Annotated in this window: 18 protein-coding genes and 1 pseudogene; 3 read left to right on the top strand and 16 right to left on the bottom strand. The window is 73.5% G+C overall.

Annotated elements, in window-relative coordinates:
- From LPA54_RS30535 to LPA54_RS30510, 6 genes and pseudogenes are all read right to left on the bottom strand, one after another.
- Positions 1-133 (bottom strand): annotated as a pseudogene (locus tag LPA54_RS30535) (NAD(P)-dependent oxidoreductase); the annotation flags it as partial.
- Complete coding sequence (gene ilvC / locus LPA54_RS30530; protein ID WP_228983861.1) at positions 133-1,134, bottom strand: ketol-acid reductoisomerase; 1,002 nt, start codon at positions 1,132-1,134, stop codon at positions 133-135. The pseudogene LPA54_RS30535 and the gene ilvC, both read right to left, overlap by 1 nt.
- 94 nt (positions 1,135-1,228) lie before the next feature.
- The gene (ilvN, locus tag LPA54_RS30525; protein WP_228983860.1) at positions 1,229-1,753 is read right to left on the bottom strand and encodes an acetolactate synthase small subunit; all 525 of its coding nucleotides are present in this window, start codon (positions 1,751-1,753) and stop codon (positions 1,229-1,231) included.
- A 35-nt stretch (positions 1,754-1,788) separates the two neighbouring features.
- Entirely contained in the window at positions 1,789-3,642 is a 1,854-nt protein-coding gene (locus tag LPA54_RS30520; RefSeq protein WP_228983859.1) for an acetolactate synthase large subunit, read from the bottom strand.
- A gap of 246 nt (positions 3,643-3,888) precedes the next feature.
- Positions 3,889-6,663: an EAL domain-containing protein gene (locus LPA54_RS30515; RefSeq protein ID WP_228983868.1), complete on the bottom strand. Its 2,775-nt coding sequence runs from the start codon at positions 6,661-6,663 to the stop codon at positions 3,889-3,891.
- Positions 6,664-7,211: 548 nt separating this feature from the next.
- Positions 7,212-8,150 (bottom strand): 2-hydroxyacid dehydrogenase, encoded by a 939-nt coding sequence (locus LPA54_RS30510; RefSeq protein WP_228983866.1) that lies wholly within the window; start codon positions 8,148-8,150, stop codon positions 7,212-7,214.
- Positions 8,151-8,260: 110 nt separating this feature from the next.
- On the opposite strand from LPA54_RS30510, the gene LPA54_RS30505 reads away from it, so the two are divergent.
- Both LPA54_RS30505 and LPA54_RS30500 read left to right on the top strand, forming a co-directional pair.
- Positions 8,261-9,268: an aldo/keto reductase gene (locus LPA54_RS30505; RefSeq protein WP_228983858.1), complete on the top strand. Its 1,008-nt coding sequence runs from the start codon at positions 8,261-8,263 to the stop codon at positions 9,266-9,268.
- Positions 9,269-9,380: 112 nt separating this feature from the next.
- The gene (locus tag LPA54_RS30500; protein ID WP_228983865.1) at positions 9,381-10,535 is read left to right on the top strand and encodes a sorbosone dehydrogenase family protein; all 1,155 of its coding nucleotides are present in this window, start codon (positions 9,381-9,383) and stop codon (positions 10,533-10,535) included.
- Positions 10,536-11,065: 530 nt separating this feature from the next.
- Here the strand turns inward: LPA54_RS30500 and LPA54_RS30490 are convergent.
- From LPA54_RS30490 to LPA54_RS30445, 10 genes are all read right to left on the bottom strand, one after another.
- Entirely contained in the window at positions 11,066-13,423 is a 2,358-nt protein-coding gene (locus LPA54_RS30490; protein WP_228983857.1) for an MMPL family transporter, read from the bottom strand.
- A gap of 243 nt (positions 13,424-13,666) precedes the next feature.
- The gene (gene gatB, locus LPA54_RS30485) at positions 13,667-15,181 is read right to left on the bottom strand and encodes an Asp-tRNA(Asn)/Glu-tRNA(Gln) amidotransferase subunit GatB (protein ID WP_228983856.1); all 1,515 of its coding nucleotides are present in this window, start codon (positions 15,179-15,181) and stop codon (positions 13,667-13,669) included.
- A 16-nt stretch (positions 15,182-15,197) separates the two neighbouring features.
- Positions 15,198-15,437 (bottom strand): hypothetical protein, encoded by a 240-nt coding sequence (locus LPA54_RS30480; protein ID WP_058942668.1) that lies wholly within the window; start codon positions 15,435-15,437, stop codon positions 15,198-15,200.
- Between the two features lie 28 nt (positions 15,438-15,465).
- Complete coding sequence (gene gatA / locus LPA54_RS30475; RefSeq protein WP_228983864.1) at positions 15,466-16,974, bottom strand: Asp-tRNA(Asn)/Glu-tRNA(Gln) amidotransferase subunit GatA; 1,509 nt, start codon at positions 16,972-16,974, stop codon at positions 15,466-15,468.
- Complete coding sequence (gene gatC, locus LPA54_RS30470; RefSeq protein ID WP_058942666.1) at positions 16,971-17,267, bottom strand: Asp-tRNA(Asn)/Glu-tRNA(Gln) amidotransferase subunit GatC; 297 nt, start codon at positions 17,265-17,267, stop codon at positions 16,971-16,973. Before gatC ends, gatA begins: the two co-directional genes overlap by 4 nt.
- An 84-nt stretch (positions 17,268-17,351) precedes the next feature.
- Positions 17,352-19,478, bottom strand: coding sequence for a bifunctional diguanylate cyclase/phosphodiesterase (locus LPA54_RS30465; protein WP_228983855.1), 2,127 nt, complete (start codon positions 19,476-19,478; stop codon positions 17,352-17,354).
- Between the two features lie 262 nt (positions 19,479-19,740).
- On the bottom strand, positions 19,741-21,933 hold the full coding sequence (gene ligA, locus LPA54_RS30460) for an NAD-dependent DNA ligase LigA (protein WP_228983854.1): 2,193 nt from the start codon (positions 21,931-21,933) through the stop codon (positions 19,741-19,743).
- A gap of 13 nt (positions 21,934-21,946) precedes the next feature.
- Positions 21,947-22,960, bottom strand: coding sequence for a methionine synthase (locus LPA54_RS30455; protein WP_308112904.1), 1,014 nt, complete (start codon positions 22,958-22,960; stop codon positions 21,947-21,949).
- A gap of 136 nt (positions 22,961-23,096) precedes the next feature.
- Positions 23,097-23,786 (bottom strand): SDR family oxidoreductase, encoded by a 690-nt coding sequence (locus tag LPA54_RS30450; protein WP_228983853.1) that lies wholly within the window; start codon positions 23,784-23,786, stop codon positions 23,097-23,099.
- A 94-nt stretch (positions 23,787-23,880) separates the two neighbouring features.
- Complete coding sequence (locus LPA54_RS30445; protein WP_228983852.1) at positions 23,881-24,420, bottom strand: TIGR00730 family Rossman fold protein; 540 nt, start codon at positions 24,418-24,420, stop codon at positions 23,881-23,883.
- A gap of 59 nt (positions 24,421-24,479) precedes the next feature.
- Between LPA54_RS30445 and LPA54_RS30440 the strand changes: the two genes are divergently transcribed.
- A complete protein-coding gene (locus tag LPA54_RS30440; protein WP_228983851.1) occupies positions 24,480-24,806 on the top strand; it encodes a DUF427 domain-containing protein in 327 nt (108 codons plus the stop codon).
- Positions 24,807-24,847 lie beyond the last annotated feature (41 nt).

The following is a 24,847-nucleotide window of genomic DNA, read 5'->3' as shown; positions in this document are numbered from 1 at the left end:
CCTGGTCGAGCTCGAACAGCGGGGAGTCCGTGCAGGGCTCCTTCGCGTACACGTCCAGGCCGGCGCCCGCGACGCGGCCCTCCTTCAGCGCCGCGTACAGCGCCTCCTCGTCGACGATCCCGCCGCGGCGGCTCACGCCTTGTCGTCGTCCACCCAGCTCATGAGCTTGCGCAGCTCCTTGCCGGTGGTCTCCAGCAGGTGCTCGGAGTCCTGCGTCTTGTACTCGTCGTACTTCTTCAGGCCGCCGTGGTACTCGTCCATCCAGTTCTTGGCGAAGGTGCCGTCCTGGATCTCGGAGAGGACCTTCTTCATCTCGGCCTTGGTGGCGTCGGTGATGATGCGGGGGCCGGTGACGTAGTCGCCCCACTCGGCGGTCTCGGAGACCGACCAGCGCATCTTCTCCAGGCCGCCCTCGTACATCAGGTCGACGATGAGCTTCAGCTCGTGGAGGCACTCGAAGTAGGCGATCTCCGGCTGGTAGCCGGCCTCCACCAGGGTCTCGAAGCCCGCCTTGACGAGCGCGGAGGCACCGCCGCAGAGCACGGCCTGCTCGCCGAAGAGGTCGGTCTCGGTCTCCTCGGTGAAGGTCGTCTTGATGACGCCCGCACGGGTGCCGCCGATGGCCTTGGCGTAGGACAGGGCGAGCGCGAAGGCGTTGCCGGTGGCGTCCTGTTCGACGGCGGCGATCGCCGGGACGCCGCGGCCTTCCTCGTACTGACGGCGGACCAGGTGGCCCGGGCCCTTCGGGGCGACGAGGGCGACGTCCACGCCGGCCGGGGGCTTGATGAAGCCGAACCGGACGTTGAAGCCGTGGGCGAAGAACAGCGCGTCGCCGTCCTTGAGGTTGCCCTTGATCGAGTCCTCGTAGACCTGGGCCTGGATCGGGTCCGGGATGAGGATCATGATGACGTCGGCCTCGGCGGCGGCCTCCGCCGGGGTGACCACGCGCAGGCCCTGCTCCTCGGCCTTCGCCTTGGACTTCGAGCCCTCGTGCAGGCCGACGCGGACGTCGACACCGGAGTCGCGGAGGGACAGCGCGTGGGCGTGGCCCTGGCTGCCGTAACCGATCACCGCGACCTTGCGGCCCTGGATGATGGACAGGTCGGCGTCGTCGTCGTAGAACAGCTCGGCCACTGGGTTTCTCCTTGGGTGTTCGGTGGTGCGTCCCACCGTACGGTGGGCGGGGACGGGGGCGTCGAGGGGTCTCGCCACGCGGACCGCGCGCGGGCTACGCCGAGCGGTCGAGGGCGCGCAGCGACCGGTCGGTGATGGACCGGGCACCACGCCCTATGGCGATCGTGCCCGACTGGACGAGCTCCTTGATGCCGAACTGCTCCAGCATCTTCAGCATCGCCTCCAGCTTGTCACTCGATCCGGTGGCCTCGATGGTGACCGCCTCGGGCGAGACGTCCACGGTCTTGGCGCGGAACAGCTGGACGATCTCGACGATCTGGGAGCGGGTCTCGTTGTCGGCGCGGACCTTGACGAGGACGAGCTCGCGGGCGATCGCGGCGCCGGGCTCCAGCTCGACGATCTTCAGGACGTTGACCAGCTTGTTGAGCTGCTTGGTCACCTGCTCCAGCGGCAGGTCCTCGACGTTGACCACGATGGTGATGCGGCTGATGTCGGGGTGCTCGGTGACGCCGACGGCGAGCGAGTCGATGTTGAAGCCGCGGCGGGAGAAGAGGGCGGCGATCCGGGCGAGGATGCCGGGGGTGTTCTCCACCAGGACGGAGAGCGTGTGCTTGGACATGTGTCTCGTACCTTTCCTGACTGCTCTCTGACGCCTCAGTCGTCTTCGCTGTCGCCGAAGTCGGGGCGGACGCCGCGGGCGGCCATGACCTCGTCGTTGGAGGTGCCGGCGGCGACCATCGGCCACACCTGGGCGTCCTCGTGGACGATGAAGTCGACGACGACCGGGCGGTCGTCGATGGCGTTGGCCTCGGCGATGACCTTGTCCAGGTCCTCGGGGCGCTCGCAGCGCAGGGCGACGCAGCCCATGGCCTCGGACAGCTTCACGAAGTCGGGGATGCGGGTGCCGGCGCTCGGCTGCCTGCCGTCCGCCTCCGGGCCGGAGTGCAGGACGGTGTTGGAGTAGCGCTGGTTGTAGAAGAGGGTCTGCCACTGGCGGACCATGCCGAGGGCGCCGTTGTTGATGATGGCGACCTTGATCGGGATGTTGTTGAGGGCGCAGGTGACCAGTTCCTGGTTGGTCATCTGGAAGCAGCCGTCGCCGTCGATGGCCCAGACCGTGCGGTCCGGGGCACCCGCCTTGGCGCCCATGGCCGCCGGGACGGCGTACCCCATGGTCCCGGCGCCGCCGGAGTTGAGCCAGGTGGCCGGCTCGTCGTAGTCGATGAAGTGGGCGGCCCACATCTGGTGCTGGCCGACGCCGGCGGCGAAGATCGTGCCCGCCGGGGCCATCCTGCCGATGCGCTCGATGACCTGCTGGGGGGCGAGGCTGCCGTCCTCGGGCTGGTCGTAGCCGAGCGGGTAGGTGTCGCGCCAGCGGTTGAGGTCCTTCCACCAGCCGGTGTAGTCCCCGGCGTTGCCGGCGGTGTGCTCGGCCTGGACCGCCTGGACGAGGTCGGCGATGACCTCGCGGGCGTCGCCGACGATCGGGACGTCGGCGGCGCGGTTCTTGCCGATCTCGGCCGGGTCGATGTCCGCGTGGACGATCTTGGCGAAGGGGGCGAAGCTGTCGAGCTTGCCGGTGACGCGGTCGTCGAAGCGGGCGCCGAGGGCGACGATCAGGTCGGCCTTCTGCAGGGCGGTGACGGCGGTGACGGCGCCGTGCATGCCGGGCATGCCCACGTGCAGCGGGTGCGAGTCGGGGAAGGCGCCGAGCGCCATCAGCGTGGTGGTGACGGGCGCGCCGGTCAGCTCGGCGAGGACCTTCAGCTCGGCGGTGGCGCCGGCCTTCAGGACGCCGCCGCCGACGTACAGGACGGGGCGCTTGGCGGCGGTGATCAGCTTCGCGGCCTCGCGGATCTGCTTGGCGTGCGGCTTGGTCACCGGGCGGTAGCCGGGCAGGTCGGTCTGCGGCGGCCAGCTGAAGGTGGTCCTCGCCTGGAGGGCGTCCTTGGCGATGTCGACCAGGACCGGGCCCGGGCGGCCGGTGGAGGCGATGTGGAAGGCCTCGGCGATGGTGCGCGGGATGTCCTCGGCCTTGGTGACCAGGAAGTTGTGCTTGGTGATCGGCATGGTGATGCCGCAGATGTCGGCTTCCTGGAAGGCGTCGGTGCCGATCGCCTTCGACGAGACCTGACCGGTGATCGCGACCAGCGGGACGGAGTCCATGTGGGCGTCGGCGATGGGGGTGACGAGGTTGGTCGCGCCCGGCCCGGAGGTGGCCATGCAGACGCCGACCCTGCCGGTGGCCTGGGCGTACCCGGTGGCGGCGTGGCCCGCGCCCTGCTCGTGGCGGACCAGGACGTGGCGGACCCGGGTGGAGTCCATCATCGGGTCGTAGGCGGGGAGGATCGCGCCGCCGGGGATGCCGAACACGGTGTCGGCCCCGACTTCCTCGAGAGAGCGGATGAGGGACTGGGCGCCCGTGACGTGTTCGACGGTGGCGGAGGGCTGTCCGCCGGAACGGGGCCGCGGCTGCGGGTGGTGGGCCCCGGTGGCCTGCTCGGTCATCGCAATCTCTTCTCGGAGCTGAGGGTGGTGGCGAGGGTTTTCAGCGGGTCTGTCGGTGTCTGTCAAGGTCTGTCGTGGGGCGCCGGTGCAACAAAAAACCCCTCGTGCCGTGAGGCAAGCGAGGGGAGCGCGCCGGTGTGGGTCCGCAGGGCCGTGTGGATCGGGACCTGCTCAGCCGACGCGCTTTCCAAGTACGAGAATTCGGGTGCGCATGGAACTGACCCTCCACCCGGCGCACCGTCAGTGTCAAGTGGGTGGGACGCGCGTCTCATTATGTGAGCGCATCGGGGGGAGCGCGCTGGGCGGGAGCGCGCCGCCGGTCAGCACCGGGAGGGGCATCCTCCCGCCAGGTACCGGGAAGTCGTCCCGGACCAGGGCGCGCCGCAGCCGGTGCTCGTCGAGCGGCCCGGAGAAGGCCGCGCCCTGGGCGTGCGTGCAGCCCATGGCGCGCAGGGCGTGGACCTGTTCGGGGACGTCGACGCCCTCGGCCACGGACTGGAGCCCGAGGTCGCCGGCGATCCTGAGCAGCCCGCTGGTGATCTTGTGCAGCCGGGCCGACTCGACGACGCCCTCCACCAGGCTCCGGTCCAGCTTCAGTATGTCGACCGGCAGCCGGCGCAGGGCGTTGATCGCGGCGTATCCGCTGCCGAACCCGTCGAGCGCGATGCGCACGCCGAGCCTGCGGAGGGCGACGAGGCGCTGTTCGAGGTCGTCGAAGGAGAGGCGGGGATCGCTGTCGGCGAGCTCCACGACGAGCGCCCCGGAGGGCAGCCCGTGCCGGTTGAGGAGGGCCTCCACGGTGGCGAGCGGCGCGGACCGGTCGAGGAGGCGGCGGGCGGGGACGCGGACCGAGACGGGGGTGCGGTGGCCGAGGCGGTGCCGCTCGGCGGCGCGGGCGACGGCCTCCTCCAGGAGCCACCGGGAGAGCTCGGCGGTGCGCTCGCCGCCGTCCTCGGTGACGCGGAGGAACTCGGCCGGGGTGAAGAGGATGCCCTGGGCGGAGCGCCAGCGGGCCTGGGCGGCCACGGCGGCGACCCGGCCGGTGGCGAGGTCGACGACGGGCTGGTGCAGCAGGGCGAACTCGCCGTCGTGCAGGGCCGTGCGCAGCCGCGCGGCGACCTCGGTGCGGCGTACGACCTCCGCCTGCATCTGCGGGGCGTACAGCTCGACGCGGTTCTTGCCGGCCGCCTTGGCGCGGTACATGGCGAGGTCGGCGTTGCGCAGGAGGTCCCCGGCGCTGATGCCGGGCTCGGCGAAGGCTACGCCGATGGACGCGGCGACCCGCACCTCGGAGCCGTCGACCTGGTACGGCTGGGAGAGGGTGAGGCGCAGCCGGTCGGCGATCTCGTGGACCTGGAACTCGCGGGCGGCCGGGTCGTGCCCGGCGTCGCCGGCGATGAGCGCGGCGAACTCGTCGCCGCCGAGGCGGGCGGCGGTGTCCCCGGCCCGTACGGACTCCTGGAGGCGGCGGGCGGCCTGGATGAGCAGCTCGTCGCCCGCCTGGTGGCCCAGGCGGTCGTTGACGCCCTTGAAGCCGTCCAGGTCGATGAAGAGCACGGCCGTGCCGGAGTCGCCGCAGCGGCGGCCCCCGAGGGCCTGCCGGACGCGGTGGGTGAAGAGCGCGCGGTTGGGCAGGTCGGTGAGCGGGTCGTGCTCGGCGTTGTGCTGGAGCTGCGCCTGGAGGCGGACCCGCTCGGTGACGTCCCGGCTGTTGAAGATGAGTCCGCCCTGGTGGCGGTTGACGGTGGACTCGACGTTGAGCCAGTCGCCGGTGCCGGAGCGGAAGCGGCACTCGATGCGGGTCGTGGGCTCCTCCGCCGGCGACGCGGCGAGGAACCGCCGCACCTCGTGGACGACGCCGCCGAGGTCGTCGGGGTGGATGAGGGCGGACAGCTCCGTGCCGACCAGTTCGTCGGCGTCCCGGCCGTAGACGCCGGAGGCGGCGGGGCTGACGTAGCGCAGGACGCCGCTGGGTGCGGCGATCATGATGACGTCGCTGGAGCTCTGCACGAGCGAGCGGAAGTGGTTCTCCTTCTGCGCCAGCTCCTGGGTGAGGGCGATGTTGTCCAGCAGCATGATCCCCTGCCGGACGACGAGGGCCAGCACGACCGTACAGCCGGTGAAGACGACGACGCGGTCCACTCGGCGGCCCTCGATGACGGAGTACAGGATGCTGAGCGTGCACACCGCCGCCGCGAGGTACGGCGTGAGCGCCGCGAGCGACCCGGCGATGGGGCGGCTGGCGGGCCGCTGCGGGCGCGGGCCGCGCTGCGGGGGCGCCGACGCCGCCTCGGGTGCCCTGCGGGGCCCCCAGGGGGCGTAGGCAAGGAGCAGGGAGCCCGCGAACCAGCCGGCGTCGAGCAGCTGCCCGGAGCGGTAGGTGTCGCGCAGCAGCGGCGAGGTGAACAGCGCGTCGCACAGGACCGTCAGGGCGAGTGCCGCGATGGCGGTGTGGACCGCGGAGCGGTTGCCCTTGGAGCGGCAGAAGTGCAGTGCAAGCACCATGCTGACGAGCACGATGTCGAGGAGCGGGTAGGCGAGGGAGAGCGCCGTGCGGGCGACGCTCTCGCCTTCGAACTGCGCCGTGTGCGCGAGCGCGAGGCTCCAGGACAGCGTGAGGAGGGACCCGGCGATGAGCCACGAGTCGAGGCCGAGGCACACCCAGCCGGCCCGGGTGACGGGGCGCTTGGCCAGGACCAGCAGGCCGACGATGGCCGGTGGCGCGAAGAGCAGGAAGAACAGGTCGGCGAGGGACGGGCTCGGGACGGGCCGGTCGAGCACCACCTCGTACCAGCCCCAGACGGCGTTGCCGCAGCCGGCCATGGCGGAGGAGAGCGAGAAGAGCATCCAGGCCGGGCGGAAGCGGCTGCCGTGCGCGCGCGCGTAACGGAAGCACGAGACGGACGCGACCAGGGCGGCAACACTGAGCCCGAAGTCGCCCATCACCAGTGCCAGTTCCTCGGAGCCCCAGCCGAGCAGGGCGCCGGCCGCGTACGCGGCGCACAGGACGGCGAGGAGCAGCTGCCCCGTCGCGCCGCCCGCGCCGCCCCCTCCGCCGGGTCCCTCGCCTCGGCCGCTGCCGCCGGCGACCGGCCGGCGCTCGATGACCACACCGGGGGCGCTCACCGGAAGGCCCCCGTCCGGATCGCCCCGGTACGGGGGACCCGGCCACCCCGCCGCCTCGGATCGTTGCTGGTCGGTCCGCGCATCGCCCGTCGCCCCCCTCGGATTCTGATCGGCAATCACGTCGGCGTCACTCGTTCCCCGGCGTCGGTTCCCGTGCTCGACGCGCCCCCGAATCGCGACGATACACCAGGTTCGTCACTCAGCGACAGGGCCCTTATACGCTCCGTAACGATCAAGATGTTTATAGACACGGAGCGCACTCGTGGCGCTCCGGAGCGTATCGGTCCGGGTGTATGGGCCGCAGTCACTCGACACCGGTGCGTTCCACCGGTGCGTGCGGATGGAACATGCCCCGGGTACCCGCTGCCGGTACGGACCACACGGGCCTCGCCGGCCTCGGTCCGGGGCGCGGGGCGCCCGGGGCGCGGTGGGGGCGGGCGGGGCTAGGCGGTGGTGAGGACGACGTTGCGCAGCGGCTCGCCCGCCGTGAACCGGGTCAGCTGGTCCGCCATCAGGCGCTTCGCGCGCGGCATGAACGCCGAGGTCGAACCGCCCACGTGCGGGCTGATCAGCACGCCCGGCGCGTGCCACAGCGGGTGGCCGGCGGGCAGCGGCTCGGGGTCGGTGACGTCGAGCGCGGCCTTCAGGCGCCCGCTCGCCGCCTCCGCCAGCAGGGCCTTGGTGTCCACCACGGGGCCCCGGGCGACGTTGACCAGGAGCGCCCCGTCCTTCATCCGGGCCAGGAAGCCGGCGTCGGCGAGGTGGTGGGTCTCCTCGGTCAACGGCGTGGAGAGGATCACCACGTCGGCGTCCGGCAGGAGCGCGGGCAGATCGGTGAGTGCGTGCACCGGACCGCGCTCGGTGGTGCGCGCGGAGCGTGCGACGCGTGCGACCCGCGCGCACTCGAAGGGCGCGAGCCGGTCGTCGATGGCCGCGCCGATCGACCCGTACCCGACGATCAGCACGGAACGGTCGGCGAGCGAGGGGTAGAAGCCGGCCCGCCACTCCTCGCGGTCCTGGCCCCGGACGAAGCCGGGCAGGTCGCGCAGCGAGGCGAGGACCAGCGCCAGGGCGAGTTCGGCCGTACTCGCCTCGTGCACGCCCCGGGCGTTGCACAGCGCCACCCCGGGCGCCACGTCACCGAGGCCCGGCGTCACGTGGTCTATGCCGGCCGACAGGGTCTGCACCACCCGCAGCGAGGTCATCGCCGCGAGCGGCCGCACCGCGATCTCCATGCCCTTCATGTACGGCACCACATAGAAGGCGCACCTCGCCGGGTCGGCCGGGAAGTCGGGGCCGCCGTCCCAGAAGCGGTAGGCGAGGCCGGTGGCGGCCGGGTCCGGCAGTCCCTCGATCTCCGCGGCGGGCACGGGCAGCCACACGTCCCGGGTCACGTCGTCCACATCGTCAGCAGTCATGCCAGGAGGCTAAGCGAAGCGGGCGCCGGGCCATTGGTTAGTTTTTGCGGGAGCGCACAGGGAGGTACGGGGAGTTGGAGCGCAGGACACTCGGGGCGACCGGGCTGGACGTGGGGGCGGTCGGCCTCGGCTGCATGCCGATGAGCTGGGCGTACAGCGCCTCCCAGCAGCGCGGCGACCGCTCGCTCGGCGCCGTGCACGCCGCGCTCGACGCCGGGGTGACCCTGCTCGACACCGCCGACATGTACGGGCCCTTCACCAACGAGCTGCTGCTCGGCCGGGTCCTGAAGGAGCGGCGGGCGGAGGCGTTCGTCGCGACCAAGTGCGGGCTGCTGGTGGGCGACGGGCACATCGTGGCTAACGGCCGACCGTCGTACGTGCGGCGGGCCTGCGACGCGTCGCTGCGGCGGCTCCAGACGGACGTGATCGACCTGTACCAGCTGCACCGGGCCGACCCGGAGGTGCCGGTGGAGGAGACCTGGGGCGCCATGGCGGAGCTGGTGACCGCGGGGAAGGTGCGGGCGCTGGGGTGGTGCGCGGTGGGCGTGCGCGGCTCCCGGCGCGGCACGGCGGACCTGTACGGCGGAACGATCCGCCTCCTGGAGCGGGTGCAGCAGGTGTTCCCGGTCAGCGCGGTGCAGGCGGAGCTGTCCGTGTGGTCGCCGGAGGCCCTCGCCCGGCTGCTGCCGTGGTGCGCGGCGCGGGGCGTGGGGTTCCTGGCCGCGATGCCGCTCGGCAACGGCTTCCTGACCGGGACGCTCACCCCGGGCGGCGGCTTCGAGCCGGAGGACCTGCGCGCGCGGCACCCGCGCTTCACCGCCGAGATGATGGCCGCCAACCAGCCGATCGTGGCCGGGCTGCGGCGGGTGGCCGAGCGGCACGGCGGGGCGGCGGCCGGGGTGACGCCGGCGCAGGTCGCGCTGGCCTGGGCGCTCGCGCAGGGCCGGCACGTCGTCCCGGTGCCGGGCACGAAGCGGGGGCGCTGGGCGGTGGAGAACGCGCGGGCGGCGCGGCTGGCGCTGACGGCGCGTGACCTGGCGGAGATCGCCGCCCTGCCGCCGGCGCGCGGCTCCTGGGACTGAGGCGGGCACCGGGCGGACGCCGGGCCGGGCGCCCTGACGCCCCCTAGGGTAGGCGGCGACGAGCTCCACTCCGCCCCCGGGGAAGGAACCAAGAACCGTGCGACGACCTGCCGTGACGGCCGTTTCGGCCGCTGCCGCGCTGCTGCTGGCGACCGGGTGCTCGGGCGGGGGGAGCGGCCCGGCGGACCCCGTGACCGCCGAGCCGCCCCGTACCCCCGCCGCGTCGGCCTCCCCGACGGCCCCGGCGTCGGCCTCGCCGTCCGCGCCGCCCGCCAAGGGGTCGGTGCGGGTGGTCTCCACGGTGGCCCAGGGGCTGAAGTCGCCGTGGGGGCTGGCCGCGCTGCCCGACGGGAACCTGCTGGTCTCCTCGCGCGACGAGGGCACCATCACGCGCGTGGACGCCGAGAGCGGCGAGCTCACCGTGGTCGGCGAGGTGCCGGGCGTGGCCTCCGGCGGGGAGGGCGGCCTGCTGGGGCTGGCGCTCTCCCCGACGTACGCCGAGGACCACCTCGTCTACGCCTACTTCACCACCGAGTCCGACAACCGCGTGGCGCGGCTGCTGTACGACGAGACCGCGCCCCCCGGGCGGCAGCTGGGAGCGCCCGACACGGTCCTGCGGAACATCCCCAAGGGCGTGGTCCACAACGGCGGGCGCATCGCGTTCGGCCCGGACGGGATGCTGTACGTGGGCACGGGCGACAGCGGCGACACCGGGCTGGCCCAGGACAAGGAGTCGCTGGGCGGCAAGATCCTGCGGATGACCCCCGACGGTCAGCCCGTGCACGGCAACCCGGAGGCGGACTCGGTCGTCTACTCGTACGGCCACCGCAACGTGCAGGGCCTCGCGTGGGACGCTCAGAAGCGGCTGTGGGCGGCGGAGTTCGGCCAGAACACGTACGACGAGCTGAACCTCGTCCGGCCGGGCGGCAACCACGGCTGGCCCGAGGCGGAGGGCAAGGGCGGCGGGGGCGGGTTCGTCGACCCGGTCGTCCAGTGGCCCGTGGCCGAGGCGTCGCCGAGCGGCATCGCCGTCGCGCGGGGCTCGGTGTGGCTGGCCGCGCTGCGCGGCGAGCGGCTGTGGCGGGTCCCGCTGGCGGGCGGGGAGCCCTCGGCGGCCCCCCAGGCGTTCCTGGAGGGGACGTACGGCCGGCTGCGCACGGTGCTGGCCGCGGGCGGCGACCGGCTGTGGCTGGTCACGAACGAGACCGACACCCGCGGCACGCCCGAGGCCGGCGACGACAGGATCCTCCTGCTGGAGGTCAGGTGACGGGCGGCCGCCCGTGTGCGGCGACGCGACGGACGAGCTGTCGGCGCCGGGGCGCGAGCACATCGCCGAGGAGGCGCGGCGGCCGGTCCTCGGCCGCGGGGACGCCGGCGACGGCGATCCGGGGAGCGGGCCGACAGCCCTCGCGCCCGCCACGGTGACGGTACGGCCGCCGGGGCGGGCATGGCCGCCGGACCCCGCCGGGTCCACGGGGCCCACGGACATGGACCTCCATGTCCGTGGCGGACGCCTTGGTGGGCGTGGCTCTCGCGCAGGACGCCGTCCCGGCTCATGCCGAGGCGGGCGGCGACGCCGACGCCGGCCGCGTTCCCGGCGGCGACCAGCCACTCGACGCGGTGGACGCCCCGGACGTCGACCGCCCAGTCGATGGTCGTGCGGGCCGCGCGGGTGACCCGGCCCCGGTCGAGGTGCGCGTACTCCTCGGCCTGCCACGGCTCCGGCGGGCCCGGCTCGGCGCCACCGCCCGGGGACGTGCCGAACGTGCTGCCCCTCCCCCGCCGCGGTGCGGCGGGCTACGGCACGAGCTCTCCGTCTCCGCTCGTGCGCGTCCCGGGGATCTTCGCACGCGCAGGCTCGGGCGCCTCGGGGGGTTCGACGCTGATGCGCGGCAGCACCCGGTCCAGGGAGCGGGGCAGCCACCAGTTGGCGCCGCCGAGCAGGTGCATCAGCGCGGGCACCAGCAGCGTCCGCAGGACGAACGCGTCGAGCGCGACGGCCGCGGCGAGCCCGATGCCGAACATCGCGATGACCCGGTCCCCGGAGAGGACGAACGCCAGGAAGACCGCGATCATGATGACGGCCGCGGAGTTGATCACCCGGCTGGTCTCGGCGAGGCCGACGCGGACGGCCCGCCGGTTGTCCCGGGTCTCCAGCCACTCCTCGTACATGCGGCTCACCAGGAACACCTGGTAGTCCATGGAGAGTCCGAAGAGCACCGCCACCGCGATCACCGGCAGGAACGGTTCGATGGGGCCCGCCCGGCCGAGGCCGAGCAGTTCGCTGCCCCATCCCCACTGGAAGACGGCGACGACGACCCCGAACGCGGAGGCGACGGCGGCGACGTTCATCGCGGCGGCCTTCAACGGGATGCCGACGGACCGGAAGGCGAGCAGGAGCAGCAGGCAGCCGAGGGTGATGACGACGCCGACGAAGAGCGGCAGCTTGTCGATGATGACCTGGGCGAAGTCGTCGTACGCGGCGGTGATGCCGCCGACGTGGACGTCCAGGGAGCTGCCCGCCTCGGCGGCGGGCAGGACGTCGTGGCGGAGCCGGTCGACCAGGTCGCTGGTCGCCTGGGACTGGGGCGCGGAGTCCGGTACGACGGTGACGACCGCGGCGTTGCCGCTGCCGCTGTACGTGACGGGTCCGACGGACTCGACGCCGGGCGTGGCCGTCAGCTGGGCCGGGAGCCGGCTCATGGCGACGCGGTCGCCGGCGCCCTCCAGCTCGGCGACGAGGGTGAGGGGCCCGTTGACGCCGGGGCCGAAGCCGCCGCCGTCCGGGCCGCCGGCGAGCAGGTCGTACGCCTGCCGGGTGGTGGTCGACGCGGGGTCGTTGCCCTGGTCGGACGTGCCCAGGCGGAGCGAGAGCGTGGGCAGCGCCAGGGCGAGCATCACGACGGCGGCGACGGCGCCGAGCTTCTTCGGGTGGCGCTCGACGAAGGCGGACCAGCGGGCGGCGAACCCGGTGGGCAGGTCCGGCTGCGGGCCGTGCTCGGCGAGGCGGCGGCGCTCGCGACGGGAGAGCGCGCGCATGCCGATGAGGGAGAGCAGGGCGGGCAGAAGCGTCACGGAGGCGACGACGGTGAGGACCACCGTGAGGGACGCCGCTATGGCGACGCCGTTGAGGAAGCCGAGCCGCAGGATGAGCATCCCGAGCAGGGCGATGCAGACGGTCGCGCCGGCGAAGACGACCGCCCGGCCGGTGGTGGCGACGGCGCTCTCGGCGGCCTCGGTGACGCCGAGGCCGCGCTTGAGGTTCTTGCGGTGCCGCGTGACGATGAACAGGGCGTAGTCGATTCCGACGCCGAGCCCGATGAGCATGCCGAGCATCGGGGCGAAGTCCGCGACCGTCATGACGTGGCCGAGCAGGGCGATGCCCGAGGCGGCGGTGCCGACGCTCACCAGGGCCGTGGCGATCGGCAGGGCGCTGGCCGCGAGGGAGCCGAAGGCCAGGAAGAGCACGACCGCGGCGACGGCGACGCCCACGATCTCGGCGGTGTGCCCGCCGCCTCCCCCGGTCAGCGCGGCGACGCGCCCACCGACCTCGACCCGGAGGCCCTCGCCGGCGGCCTGGCGGGCCGTGTCGACCAGGGCCTCGGCCCGCGCCGCGTCGATGTCCTCCACGCGCTGGTCGAAGGTGACGGTGGCGTAGGCGGTCCTGCCGTCCTCGCTGACCGCGCCGTGGAGGATGTCCTCCCGCGCCGCCGCCGCGCGGGCGCCGGTCGCGGCGGTCGCGGGGTCCGCGCCGGTGCCCGCCGTGGCGTCCGCGCCGGTCATGCCGGTCGTGCCCGCCGTGGCGTCCGCGGCCTCGGGGAGGCCGGCGGGGCCGTACGGGGAGGTGACGGCCGCGACCCCCGGCAGGGCGGCGACCGCGTCGAGCATGGGGGCGATCCGCTGTTCGACGGCCGGCGCACGCACGTCGCCGCGGTCGGTGTGCCAGACGACGGTGGCGCTGTCGTTGCCGCCGCCCGGGAACGCCTCCCGGAGCACGGCCGTCGCGCGGCCGGACTCGGTGCCCGGGGCCTCGTACTCGTTGGAGTACGCGGTCCCGGCGACACCCGTGGCCGCCGCCGCGCCGCCGAACGCGACGAGCCAGAGCAGGACGACGAGGAGTCGGTGGCGCACGCACCACCGCGCGATGGCTGCCAAAAGGTTCGCTCCCTGAGGTTCGTGGTCCTTCGCCGGGAACCTCCCGGGGGAACACCTGACCCTGTGGCGCCAACTCTGACAGCGAAAAGTGATCGTTTGCCCCTTTCGTGGGCTTCGTCACAGCTCCGAATGGCGGGGTCCCCGCCGCCGGCCGGCGGCGGGGACCCGGGAACGCGGGAGGCGGCGCACCGTCGACCGGTGCACCGCCTCACCCACCGCCGCCGTCACGGCGGCGCCGGCGGATCAGCGCTCGCTGACGCCCAGCTGCTCCAGGATCAGCTCCCGGACGCGGGCCGCGTCGGCCTGGCCGCGCGTGGCCTTCATGACCGCGCCGACCAGCGCACCGGCCGCCGCGACCTTGCCGCCGCGGATCTTGTCCGCGATGGCGGCGTTCCCGGCGATGGCCTCCGCGACCGCCGCCGTCAGGGCGCCCTCGTCGGAGACGACCTTCAGGCCGCGCTTCTCGACGACGGTGTCCGGGTCGCCCTCGCCCGCGAGCACGCCCTCGATGACCTGGCGGGCCAGCTTGTCGTTGAGGTCGCCGGACGAGACGAGCGCGGTGACCCGGGCGACCTGCGCCGGGGTGATCCGCAGCTCCTCCAGGGCCGTGCCGGACTCGTTGGCCTGCCGGGACAGCTCGCCCATCCACCACTTGCGGGCCTGGTCGGCCGGGGCGCCGGCGTCGATCGTGGCCAGGATGAGGTCGAGCGCTCCGGCGTTGAGGATGGCCTGCATGTCCAGCTCCGAGACGCCCCACTCCTCGCGCAGCCGGTTGCGGCGCACGCGCGGCAGCTCCGGCAGCCCGGCGCGGATCTCCTCGACCCACGCGCGGGACGGCGCGATCGGGACGAGGTCGGGCTCCGGGAAGTACCGGTAGTCCTCCGCCTCCTCCTTCACCCGGCCGGAGGTGGTGGAGCCGTCGTCCTCGTGGAAGTGGCGGGTCTCCTGCACGATGGTGCCGCCGCCGGAGAGGACCGCGGCGTGCCGCCGCACCTCGTAGCGGACGGCCCGCTCGACGGAGCGCAGCGAGTTGACGTTCTTCGTCTCGCTGCGGGTGCCGAACTTCTCCCGGCCGATGGGCCGCAGCGACAGGTTCACATCGCAGCGCATCTGGCCCATCTCCATCCGCGCCTCGGACACGCCGAGGGCGCGGATCAGGGCGCGCAGTTCGGAGACGTACGCCTTGGCGACCTCCGGTGCGCGGTCACCGGCGCCGACGATCGGCTTGGTGACGATCTCGATGAGCGGGATGCCCGCGCGGTTGTAGTCGAGGAGCGAGTGCGACGCGCCGTGGATGCGGCCGGTGGCGCCGCCGACGTGCGTCGACTTGCCGGTGTCCTCCTCCATGTGCGCGCGCTCGATCTCGACGCGGAAGACCTCACCGTCCTCCAGCTGGACGTCCAGGTAGCCGTCGAAGGCGATGGGCTCGTCGTACTGGGAGGTCTGGAAGTTCTTCGGCATGTCCGGATAGAAGTAGTTCTTCCGGGCGAAGCGGCACCACTCGGCGATCTCGCAGTTCAGGGCGAGACCGATCTTGATGGCGGACTCGACGCCGGTGGCGTTGACCACGGGCAGCGCGCCGGGCATGCCCAGGCAGACCGGGCAGGTCTGGCTGTTCGGCTCGGCGCCCAGCTCGGTGGAGCAGCCGCAGAACATCTTGGTGCGGGTGCCGAGCTCGACGTGCACCTCGAGGCCCATCACGGGGTCGTAGGTGGCAAGGGCGTCCTCGTAGGACACCAGGTCAGTCGTGGCGATCACGGTGGAGCTGTTCCTCTCAGCCGAACAGGACGTCGTCGTCGCCGATGCGCTTCAACTCGCGCACCAGGATGGCGAGGCCCGTCGCGATGGCGGCGGCCGACACGACGGCGTCCAGCAGCATCAGCGTGTCGCTCTCGGTGCGCGCGTGGCGCAGCTGCTTCACCACGCTGACGGCGCCGAAGGCGGTGGTGCCGATGGACAGGTACGTGCCGGTCCGGGACTTCTTGAAGCCCTTCGCCTTGCTCAGTGCGCTCACAGCGTCTCTCCGTTCGCTCGTGCGTCGCTCACAGTGCCGGAGCCTCCTCCAGCAGCGGGTGGCCCCAGCGGGCCGTGAACGCGGCCTCGACCGCGGCGCCGACCGTATACAGGCGGTCGTCCTTCATGGCCGGGGCGATGATCTGGAGGCCGACGGGCAGGCCGTCCTCCGGCGCCAGGCCGCACGGCAGCGACATGGCGGCGTTGCCCGCGAGGTTGGTCGGGATGGTGCACAGGTCGGCCAGGTACATCGCCATCGGGTCGTCGGCGCGCTCGCCGATCGGGAAGGCGGTGGTCGGCGTCGTCGGGGAGACGATCACGTCGACCTGCTCGAAGGCGCGCTCGAAGTCGCGCGTGATGAGCGTGCGGACCTTCTGCGCGGAGCCGTAGTACGCGTCGTAGTAGCCGGAGCTGAGCGCGTACGTGCCGAGCATGATGCGGCGCTTCACCTCGTCGCCGAAGCCCGCCTCGCGGGTGAGGGAGGTGACCTCCTCCGCCGAGCGGGTGCCGTCGTCGCCGGCCCGCAGGCCGTAGCGCAGGCCGTCGAAGCGCGCCAGGTTGGAGGAGCACTCCGAGGGGGCGATCAGGTAGTACGCGGAGAGCGCCAGGTCGAAGGAGGGGCAGTCCAGCTCGACGACCTCGGCGCCCAGCTCCTTCAGCAGCTCGACCGACTCGTCGAACCGCTGCAGGACGCCGGCCTGGTAGCCCTCGCCGCGGAACTGCTTGACGACGCCGACGCGCATGCCGGTGACGGTGCCGTTCCGCGCGGCCTCGACGACCGGCGGGACGGGGGCGTCGATGGACGTGGAGTCCAGCGGGTCGTGCCCGGCGATCACCTCGTGCAGCAGGGCCGCGTCGAGGACGGTGCGGGCGCAGGGGCCGCCCTGATCAAGGGAGGAGGAGAACGCGACCATGCCGTAGCGGGACACCGCGCCGTACGTCGGCTTGACGCCGACCGTGCCGGTGACGGCGGCGGGCTGGCGGATGGAGCCGCCCGTGTCCGTGCCGATGGCCAGGGGCGCCTCGTACGAGGCGAGCGCCGCGGAGGAGCCGCCGCCGGAGCCGCCGGGGATCCGCGTGAGGTCCCAGGGGTTGCCGGTGGGGCCGTAGGCGCTGTTCTCGGTGGAGGAGCCCATGGCGAACTCGTCCATGTTGGTCTTGCCGAGGATGACGACGTCGGCGGCGCGCAGCCGACCGACCAGCGTCGCGTCGTACGGCGGGAGCCAGCCCTCCAGCATCTTCGATCCGACGGTGGTCGGCATGGACCGGGTGGTGAAGATGTCCTTGAGGGCGAGCGGCACGCCGGCGAGCGGGCCGAGGGCCTCGCCGCGCTCGCGCTTGTCGTCCACGGCGCGGGCCTGGGCGAGCGCGCCCTCGCGGTCGACGTGCAGGAAGGCGTGGACCTTCTCGTCGACCGCCTCGATGCGGGCGAGGTGGGCCTCGGTGACCTCGACGGCGGTGAGCTCGCCCGAGGCGATCCTCGCCGCCAGCTCGGCGGCCGTCAGCTTCGTGATGGTGCTGTCCGTCATGTCGGTCAGTCCTCCCCGAGGATCTGCGGCACCTTGAAACGCTGCTGCTCCTGGGCGGGGGCTCCGGAGAGCGCCTGCTCGGGGCTGAGCGACGGACGGACCTCGTCCGCGCGCATGACGTTCGTCAGCGGCAGCGGGTGGGAGGTCGGCGGGACGTCTTGGTCGGCGACCTCGGAAACGCGGGCGACCGCGCCGATGATGTCGTCGAGCTGGGTGGCGAAGTGGTCGACCTCTTCGCCCTTCAGCTCCAGACGCGCCAGCCGTGCGAGGTGGACGACCTCCTCGCGCGTGATGCCAGGCATGCAGCGATCCTCAGGGGTGAGTGAGCGGTTTTGGCCCAATCCTATGGGGCGTGCCGCGATGCCCGTGAAACGGTTTGTGCCGCGCTACGTCACCGGGTGGCTGGAGGGGCGATCCGACGAGGGCGGCAGGGCGGCCCTGGGGCGGTGCCAGCCGTGCTCGCCCCGGGCGCGCAGCCAGGCGGTGGTCTCCTGCGGCGGCATCGCGGCGGCGACCAGCCAGCCCTGCACGGCGTCGCAGCCGAGGTCGCGCAGCCGCTCCCAGGTCTCGTCGTCCTCGACGCCCTCGGCGACGACGAGCAGACCGAGGGAGTGGGCGAGGTCGACCGTGCAGCGCACGATCTCGGCGTCCTCGGTGTCGATGGCGAGGCGGGCCACGAACGACCGGTCGATCTTCAGCTCGCTCACCGGGAGGCGGCGCAGGTGGACCAGGGATGAGTAGCCCGTGCCGAAGTCGTCCAGGGACATCTTCACGCCGTGGGCGGTGAGGGCGGCGAGGGTGTCGGCGGCGCGCTGCGGGTCCTCCAGCAGGACGTGCTCGGTGATCTCCAGCTGGAGCGCCCCGGCGGGGACGCCGTGCCGCGCCAGCCGGGCGGCGACCGCGCCGGCGAAGCCGGGGCTGTGGACGTCGCGCGGGGAGACGTTCACCGCGACGGGGACCTCCATGCCCTGGGCGCGCCACCGGGCGACCTGCGCCAGGGCGGTCTCCAGGACGTACTCGGTGAGGTGCGGCATCAGGCCGGAGGACTCGGCGATGGCGATGAACTCGTCCGGGGGGACGCGGCCGCGCTCGGGGTGCACCCAGCGGACCAGCGCCTCCAGTCCGGCGACCTGGCCGTCGAAGCGGACCTTGGGCTGGTAGTGCAGCTCGACGTCGCCGGCGTCGAGGGCGCGGCGCAGGTCCCCGAGGAGGCCGAGGCGGTCGGGGGTGTTGGAGTCGCGCTTGGACTCGTACACCTCGACGCCCGTGCGGTCGCGCTTGGCCTGGTACATGGCGACGTCGGCGCGCTGGAGGAGCCCTTCGGCGTCCAGGGCGTGGTCGGGGAAGACGGCGACCCCGGCGCTGGCCTCCAGGACGAGGGTGAGTCCGTCGAGGTCGAGCGGGGAGGAGAGGGCGGCGGCGAGGTGCCGGGCGACGCGCTGGGCGCTGGTGGTGGAGTCGGCGGTGGGCAGGAGCACGGCGAACTCGTCGCCGCCGAGCCGCGCGGCCTCCGCCCCGCGGGGCAGGGCGAGGCGCAGCCGCTCGGCGATCTGGAGGAGGAGCCGGTCGCCGGCGAGGTGGCCGAGGGTGTCGTTGACCGAGCGGAAGCGGTCGAGGTCGATCAGGACCAGCGCGGCGCGGGCGCCGTCGGCCTCGGCGGCCTCCAGGGCGGACCAGGTGCGTTCCAGGAGCCACTGGCGGTTGGGGAGGCCGGTGAGCGGGTCGCGCAGCTGCTCCTCGGCGCGGGCCCGGGCGATCCAGAGCGTGGAGTCGAGGGCGATTAAGGGCACGGCGAAGAGCGGCAGCAGCACGGGCAGGGAGACGGCGACGACGCAGATGAGCGGGGCGATGCCGAGCAGGGCGACGGCGACGAGGCCCTGGCGGAGCAGCGCGGTGCGGGCGGCCGTGGGCAGGCTGCCGACCTGGGGGGCGAGCGTGTACCACAGCAGGAGCCGGGTCACCACCAGGTAGGTGGCGGCGGCGAGCGCGACCTCCGGTACGGCGGCGATCCCCCATTCGAGGGGCTCCCAGGGCCGTTCGACGGACGGCACGTCGCCGAAGGCGGCGAGGACGAGCGCGGCGGCGCCGATGCCGAGGACGTCGGCGGCGCCGTGCAGCAGGCCCTGCCGCCAGCGGTGCCGCCGGGCGGCGCTGACGAGCACGACGACGGCGAGGCTGACCAGCCCGGCCGGCACCCAGCCGTACAGGATGAGGACGGCGAGGGTGAGGGCGGCGCCGGAGCCGGTGCCGCCCCACCAGCGGTCGCGGCCGAGGGCGACCAGGTGGCCGACGACGATGCCGGTGAGGACGGCCAGGGACCAGCCGGTGGCGCCGCCGGGGAAGAGGGCGTGGCCGTGGCTGACGGCCCGGTGGAAGCCGCCGGCGAGCGCGACGCCCGCGAGGGCCACCACGATCGCGGGGAGCCTGGCGGCGAGGCCCTCGAAGGCCGCGGCGGCCGGGCAGGCGCGCGTACGCGGTCGGGCGACCGGGTCGGCACTCTCGGTCGGTTTCATTCCGTCCCTCTCACAGCCGGCGGTGCCGTTGCCTCTGCCTCGTGGTGGCCCGTCGTCACACCACCACGACCACCGCGCACGGACGTTCCCACCGCGGCCGTGCACGACAGGCGCACGTCACAACAGTAGGCCGCGGAGCGCTTTCGCGGGCGGCGCTCTACAGCTCTTGCCCGAATGCGACCCGGCCACCCGTAACCGTCTGGTATGCGCTGAACGGGTGACGATTTCCGGCCTGTTCCCGCCGTTCGCGGCCGGTTCCGGTCTACTCCTCGGCGGGGAGGGCCACCTCCCGGGCCGCGTCGGCCCCCTGTGCCAGCAGCACCGCGAAGCCGTCCTCGTCCAGAACCGGAACCTTCAGCTGCATCGCCTTGTCGTACTTCGACCCCGGGCTGTCACCGACGACCACGAAGGAGGTCTTCTTGGAAACGGAACCGGTCACCTTGGCACCGACGCCCTGGAGCGCCTCTTTCGCGCCATCTCTGGTGTGGTTCTGCAGGGTGCCCGTGACGACGACGGTGAGCCCCTCCAGGGGCCTCGGGCCCTCATCCTCCCCGGTGCTCTCCTCCTCCGTCCGGACGCCGGCGGCCCGCCACTTGCGCAGGATCTCGCGGTGCCACTCCTCGGCGAACCACTGCTTGAGGGACGCGGCGATGGTCGGGCCGACGCCCTCGACGGCGGCCAGCTCCTCCTCGGTGGCCGCCTCGATGCGGTCGAGGGAGCGGAACTCGCGGGCGAGCGCCTCCGCCGCGACCGGTCCGACGTGGCGGATGGACAGGGCGGTGATGACCCGGGCGAGCGGACGCCGCTTGGCCTCCTCGATGTTGCGGAGCATCGCCAGGGCGTTCTTCCGCGGCTCGCCCTGCTGGTTGGCGAAGACGGTGGCGACCTTCTCCTCGCCCGTCTTCGGGTCCCGCTTGGGCAGGCCGCTGTCCTGGTCCAGGACGTACGCCTTGATGGGCAGCAGCTGCTCGATGGTCAGGTCGAACAGGTCGCCCTCGTCGACGAGCGGGGGGTCCGCGGGCTCCAGCGGCCGGGTGAGCGCGGCGGCCGCCACGTAGCCGAAGTTCTCGATGTCGAAGCAGCGGCGCCCGGCGAGGTAGAACAGCCTCTCGCGCAGCTGCGCGGGGCACGTCCGGCCGTTCGGGCAGCGCAGGTCGACGTCGCCCTCCTTCATCGGCTTCAGCGGCGTGCCGCACTCGGGGCACTCACTCGGCATGACGAACGCGCGCTCGCTGCCGTCCCGCAGGTCGACGACGGGGCCGAGGATCTCCGGGATGACGTCACCGGCCTTGCGCAGCACCACGGTGTCGCCGATGAGGACGCCCTTGGCCTTCACCACGTCCTGGTTGTGCAGGGTGGCGAACTCGACCTCCGAGCCGGCCACCGTGACCGGCTCGACCTGCGCGTACGGCGTGACGCGGCCCGTGCGGCCGACGCCGACGCGGATGTTCACCAGCTTGGTGTTGACCTCCTCCGGGGCGTACTTGTACGCGATGGCCCAGCGGGGCGCGCGCGAGGTGGAGCCGAGCCGCCCCTGGAGGCGGATCTCGTCCAGCTTGACCACGACGCCGTCGATCTCGTGCTCCACGGAGTGGCGGTGCTCGCCGAAGTGGGCGATGAACTCGCGCACACCGTCGAGGGTGTCCACGACGCGGTTGTGCCGGGCCGTCGGCAGGCCCCACTGCCTGAGCAGCCCGTACGCCTCGGAGAGCCGGTCGAGCTCCAGGCCCTCGTGGGCGCCGATGCCGTGCACCACCATGTGCAGCGGGCGCGTGGCGGTGACGCGCGGGTCCTTCTGGCGCAGGGAGCCCGCGGCGGCGTTGCGCGGGTTGGCGAAGGGCTTGTCGCCGGCGGCGACCAGACGGGCGTTCAGCTCCTCGAACTTCTCCATCGGGAAGTAGACCTCGCCGCGGATCTCCACGAGGTCGGGGACGCGCTCCCCCCGGAGCCGCTCGGGGATGTCGGCGATGGTGCGGACGTTCGGCGTGATGTCCTCGCCGGTCCGGCCGTCGCCGCGGGTCGCGGCGCGCGTCAGCCGGCCCTTCTCGTACGTGAGGTTCACGGCGAGGCCGTCGACCTTCAGCTCGCACAGGAAGTGGTGCTCGGCGGCGCCGACGTCCCGCGCGACGCGCTCGGCCCAGGCGGCCAGCTCCTCGTCGTCGAAGGCGTTGTCCAGGGAGAGCATCCGCTCGCGGTGCCGGACGGCCGTGAACTCCGTCTCGTACGCCCCGGCGACCTTCTGCGTCGGCGAGTCGGGCGTGCGCAGCTCCGGGTACCGCTCCTCCAGCCGCTCCACGGAGCGCAGCAACCGGTCGAAGTCGGCGTCGCTGACGACCGGCTGGTCCTTCACGTAGTACCGGAAGCGGTGCTCCTCGACCTCCTCGGCCAGCCGGGCGTGCTCCTCCCGGACGTCCGCCGGCACCACGTCGCGCTGCTCGTGCTGTTCGACAGCCACGTCGATCCTCCCGTTACTCAGGGTTGTCCGCGAGGGACTTCGCCGCCTTGACGCAGTGCGCGAGCGCACTGCGGGCGTAGGCGGGCGAAGCGCCCGCGAGCCCACACGTGGGAGTGATCACCAAGGAGTCCGCGAGGGTCCCCGGTTGCAGCCCCAGCCTGCGCCACAGCGTCCTGACACCCATGACGCTACCGGCAGGGTCCGACAACGGGCCGTCGGTGGAGGGCACCACGCCAGCGAAGAGCCTCGTCCCTCCCTCGACCGCCTCGCCGATCGCCTCCTCGTCACGCTCGGTGAGCAGACCGAAATCGAACGAGATGCCCGCGGCACCCGCCCGGCGCAGCAGGGCGAACGGGACGTCGGGGGCGCACGAGTGGATGACGGAAGGCCCGTCGTGGACGCCCATCACCTCGCGCAGGGCGCTCTCCGCGACCTGCCGGTCGACGGCGCGGTGGGTGCGGTAGCCGCTGGCCGTCCTGACCTGCCCGCGCAGCACGGCGGTGAGGGACGGCTCGTCGAGCTGCAGCACGACCCGGGCGCCCGGGACGCGGCGGCGCACGTCCGCGAGGTGGCCGCGCAGACCCTCGGCGAGTGACGCGGTGAGGTCGCGGCAGGCGCCGGGGTCGCGGAGCGCGGCCTCGCCGCCGCGCAGTTCCAGCGCGGCGGCGAGCGTCCAGGGGCCGACGGCCTGCACCTTGAGCACGCCCTCGTACCCCTGGGTGAACTCCTCCAGCGCGTCGAGGTCCTCCCGCAGCCACGCGCGGGCGCGGCGGGTGTCGCGGCCTGGCCGGTCGCCGATCCGCCACCCGCTGGGCTCCACGCGCGCGTAGACCTCGACGAGCAGCCCCGCGGTCCGGCCGATCATGTCGGCTCCGGGGCCGCGGCCGGGCAGTTCCGGCAGGTGGACGAAGTCCTCGAAGGACCCGGTCACGGCTTTGGCGGCCTCGCGCGCGTCGCCGCCCGGCATCGAGCCGACCCCGGTGGCCGGGCCCCAGTTGATGTCGTCGCTGTCGTTGTTCTGGCTCACCCGGGAAGGGTACGCGCCGCTCCCCGGGACACGGTCCGGGCCCGGGCCGGCCGGGCGCCCCGGGCGGGCCCTGGCGGCCCGGGCGGGCCCAGGGGGCGTCCCGCCGATCACGCCGGGCTGATCGGCCAGGCAGCCCCTAGCGGCCCGGGCGGACGGTCAGGTCCTGGATCTCCGCGTCGCGGGGCAGGTCGACGGCGGTGAGGATCGTCGTCGCGACCGACTCGGGGTCCATCAGGCGGGAGGCGTCGTACTCCTTGCCCTCCTGCCGGTGGACCTTGGCCTGCATGGGGCTGGCCGTGCGGCCCGGGTAGACCGAGGTGACGCGCACGCCGTGGGGGCGCTCCTCGGCGCGCAGCGCCTCGGCGAGGGCGCGCAGGCCGTGCTTGGAGGCGGCGTACGCGGACCAGTCGGCGTTCGCGTGGAGGCCGGCGCCGGAGTTGACGAACACGACGTGGCCCTGGGAGACGCGCAGCTGCGGCAGGAGCAGCCGGGTCAGCTCGGCGGGGGCGACGAGGTTCACGTCGAGCTGCGCGCGCCACGTCTTGGTGCTCAGCTCGCCGACGGGGCCGAGGTCGACGACGCCGGCGACGTGGAGCAGCGTGTCGAGCCGGTCGGGCAGCTCCTGGTGGGAGAAGGCCCAGGAGAGCCGGTCGGGGTCGGCGAGGTCCCCGACGAGGGTACGGGCGCCGGGGTGGAGCTCCGCCAGCTCCTTCGCACGCCCGGCGTCCCGGGCCAGCAGGACGAGCTCGTCCCCGCGCGCGTGGAGGCGGCGGGCGACCGCCGCGCCGATGCCGGAGCCCGCGCCGGTGATCAGGTGTGTGGTCATGGGGCCATGCTCGCACCCGGCCGGCCGGAGGCCGTCGGCGGCCGGGGGCCGACGGGCGCACGGCCGGGGGGGCGGGGGGCCGGGGGGCCGGGGGCTAGCGGATGCCGGCGGACTCCTCCAGGTAGGCGAGGGCGGAGACGGCGTCCTCCGCGAAGAACACCAGCTCGGTGAGGGGCAGCGGCAGGAACCCCTCCTCGTCCATGCGCCGGAACTGCTGCTTCAGCCCGTCGTAGAAGCCGGCGGTGTTGAGCAGGACGACGGGCTTGGTGTGCAGGCCGTGCTTCTTCAGCTCCAGGATCTCGGTGGCCTCGTCCAGCGTCCCCGTACCGCCCACCATGACGACGATCGCGTCGGCGCGCGCGAGGAGCTGCGCCTTGCGCTCGGCGAGGTCGCGGGCGACGACCATCTCGTCGCAGCCGGGGCGCGCCTTGTGCTGGAGGAACTCCACCGACACGCCGACCAGCCGCCCGCCCGCGGCCTGCACGCCGTCGGCGACGACCTTCATCAGCCCGGCGTCCGAGCCGCCCCACACGAGGGTGTGGCCCCCCTTGCCGAGGAGTTCGGCGAACTCGCGGGCGGCGGTCGTGTAGCGCTCGTCCAGGTCGGCGGCGGAGAGGAAGACGCAGATGTCCATGGGAGCACCGTACGGCCCCGGCCCGGGAACCCGTCCGGCGCGGGCTCCGTTCACCGGACATGACGCCTCCAGGACACCGCATCACCATCGGTCCGGCCGAGGGGCCCGTACGCGTCGAGCGGGACGGCCGGGTCGTCGCCGACAGCGGTCGCGCCCTCGCCCTGCGGGAGACGGGCTGCCCCGTCCGGCTCTACCTGCCGCCCGAGGACGTGCGGACCGAGCTGCTGGTCCCCTCCGGGACGACGACCCACTGCCCGTTCAAGGGCACCGCGTCGTACTGGTCCCTGCCCGGCCGCCCGGACGCGGTGTGGGCCTACCTCGACCCGAAGCCGGAAGTGGCCGCGATCGGCGGGTACTTCTGCTTCCACGGGCCGGACGAGGGCTGACACGGCCGGGTCGCTCCGGAGTTCCGGCCCGACCGATGAGT

Source organism: Streptomyces sp. DH12, assembly GCF_020873895.1.
In the GTDB taxonomy this organism is placed as follows: Bacteria; Actinomycetota; Actinomycetes; order Streptomycetales; family Streptomycetaceae; genus Streptomyces.
Note: the sequence above shows the minus strand (reverse complement) of the source record. Positions and strands in the feature narration are given on the sequence as shown.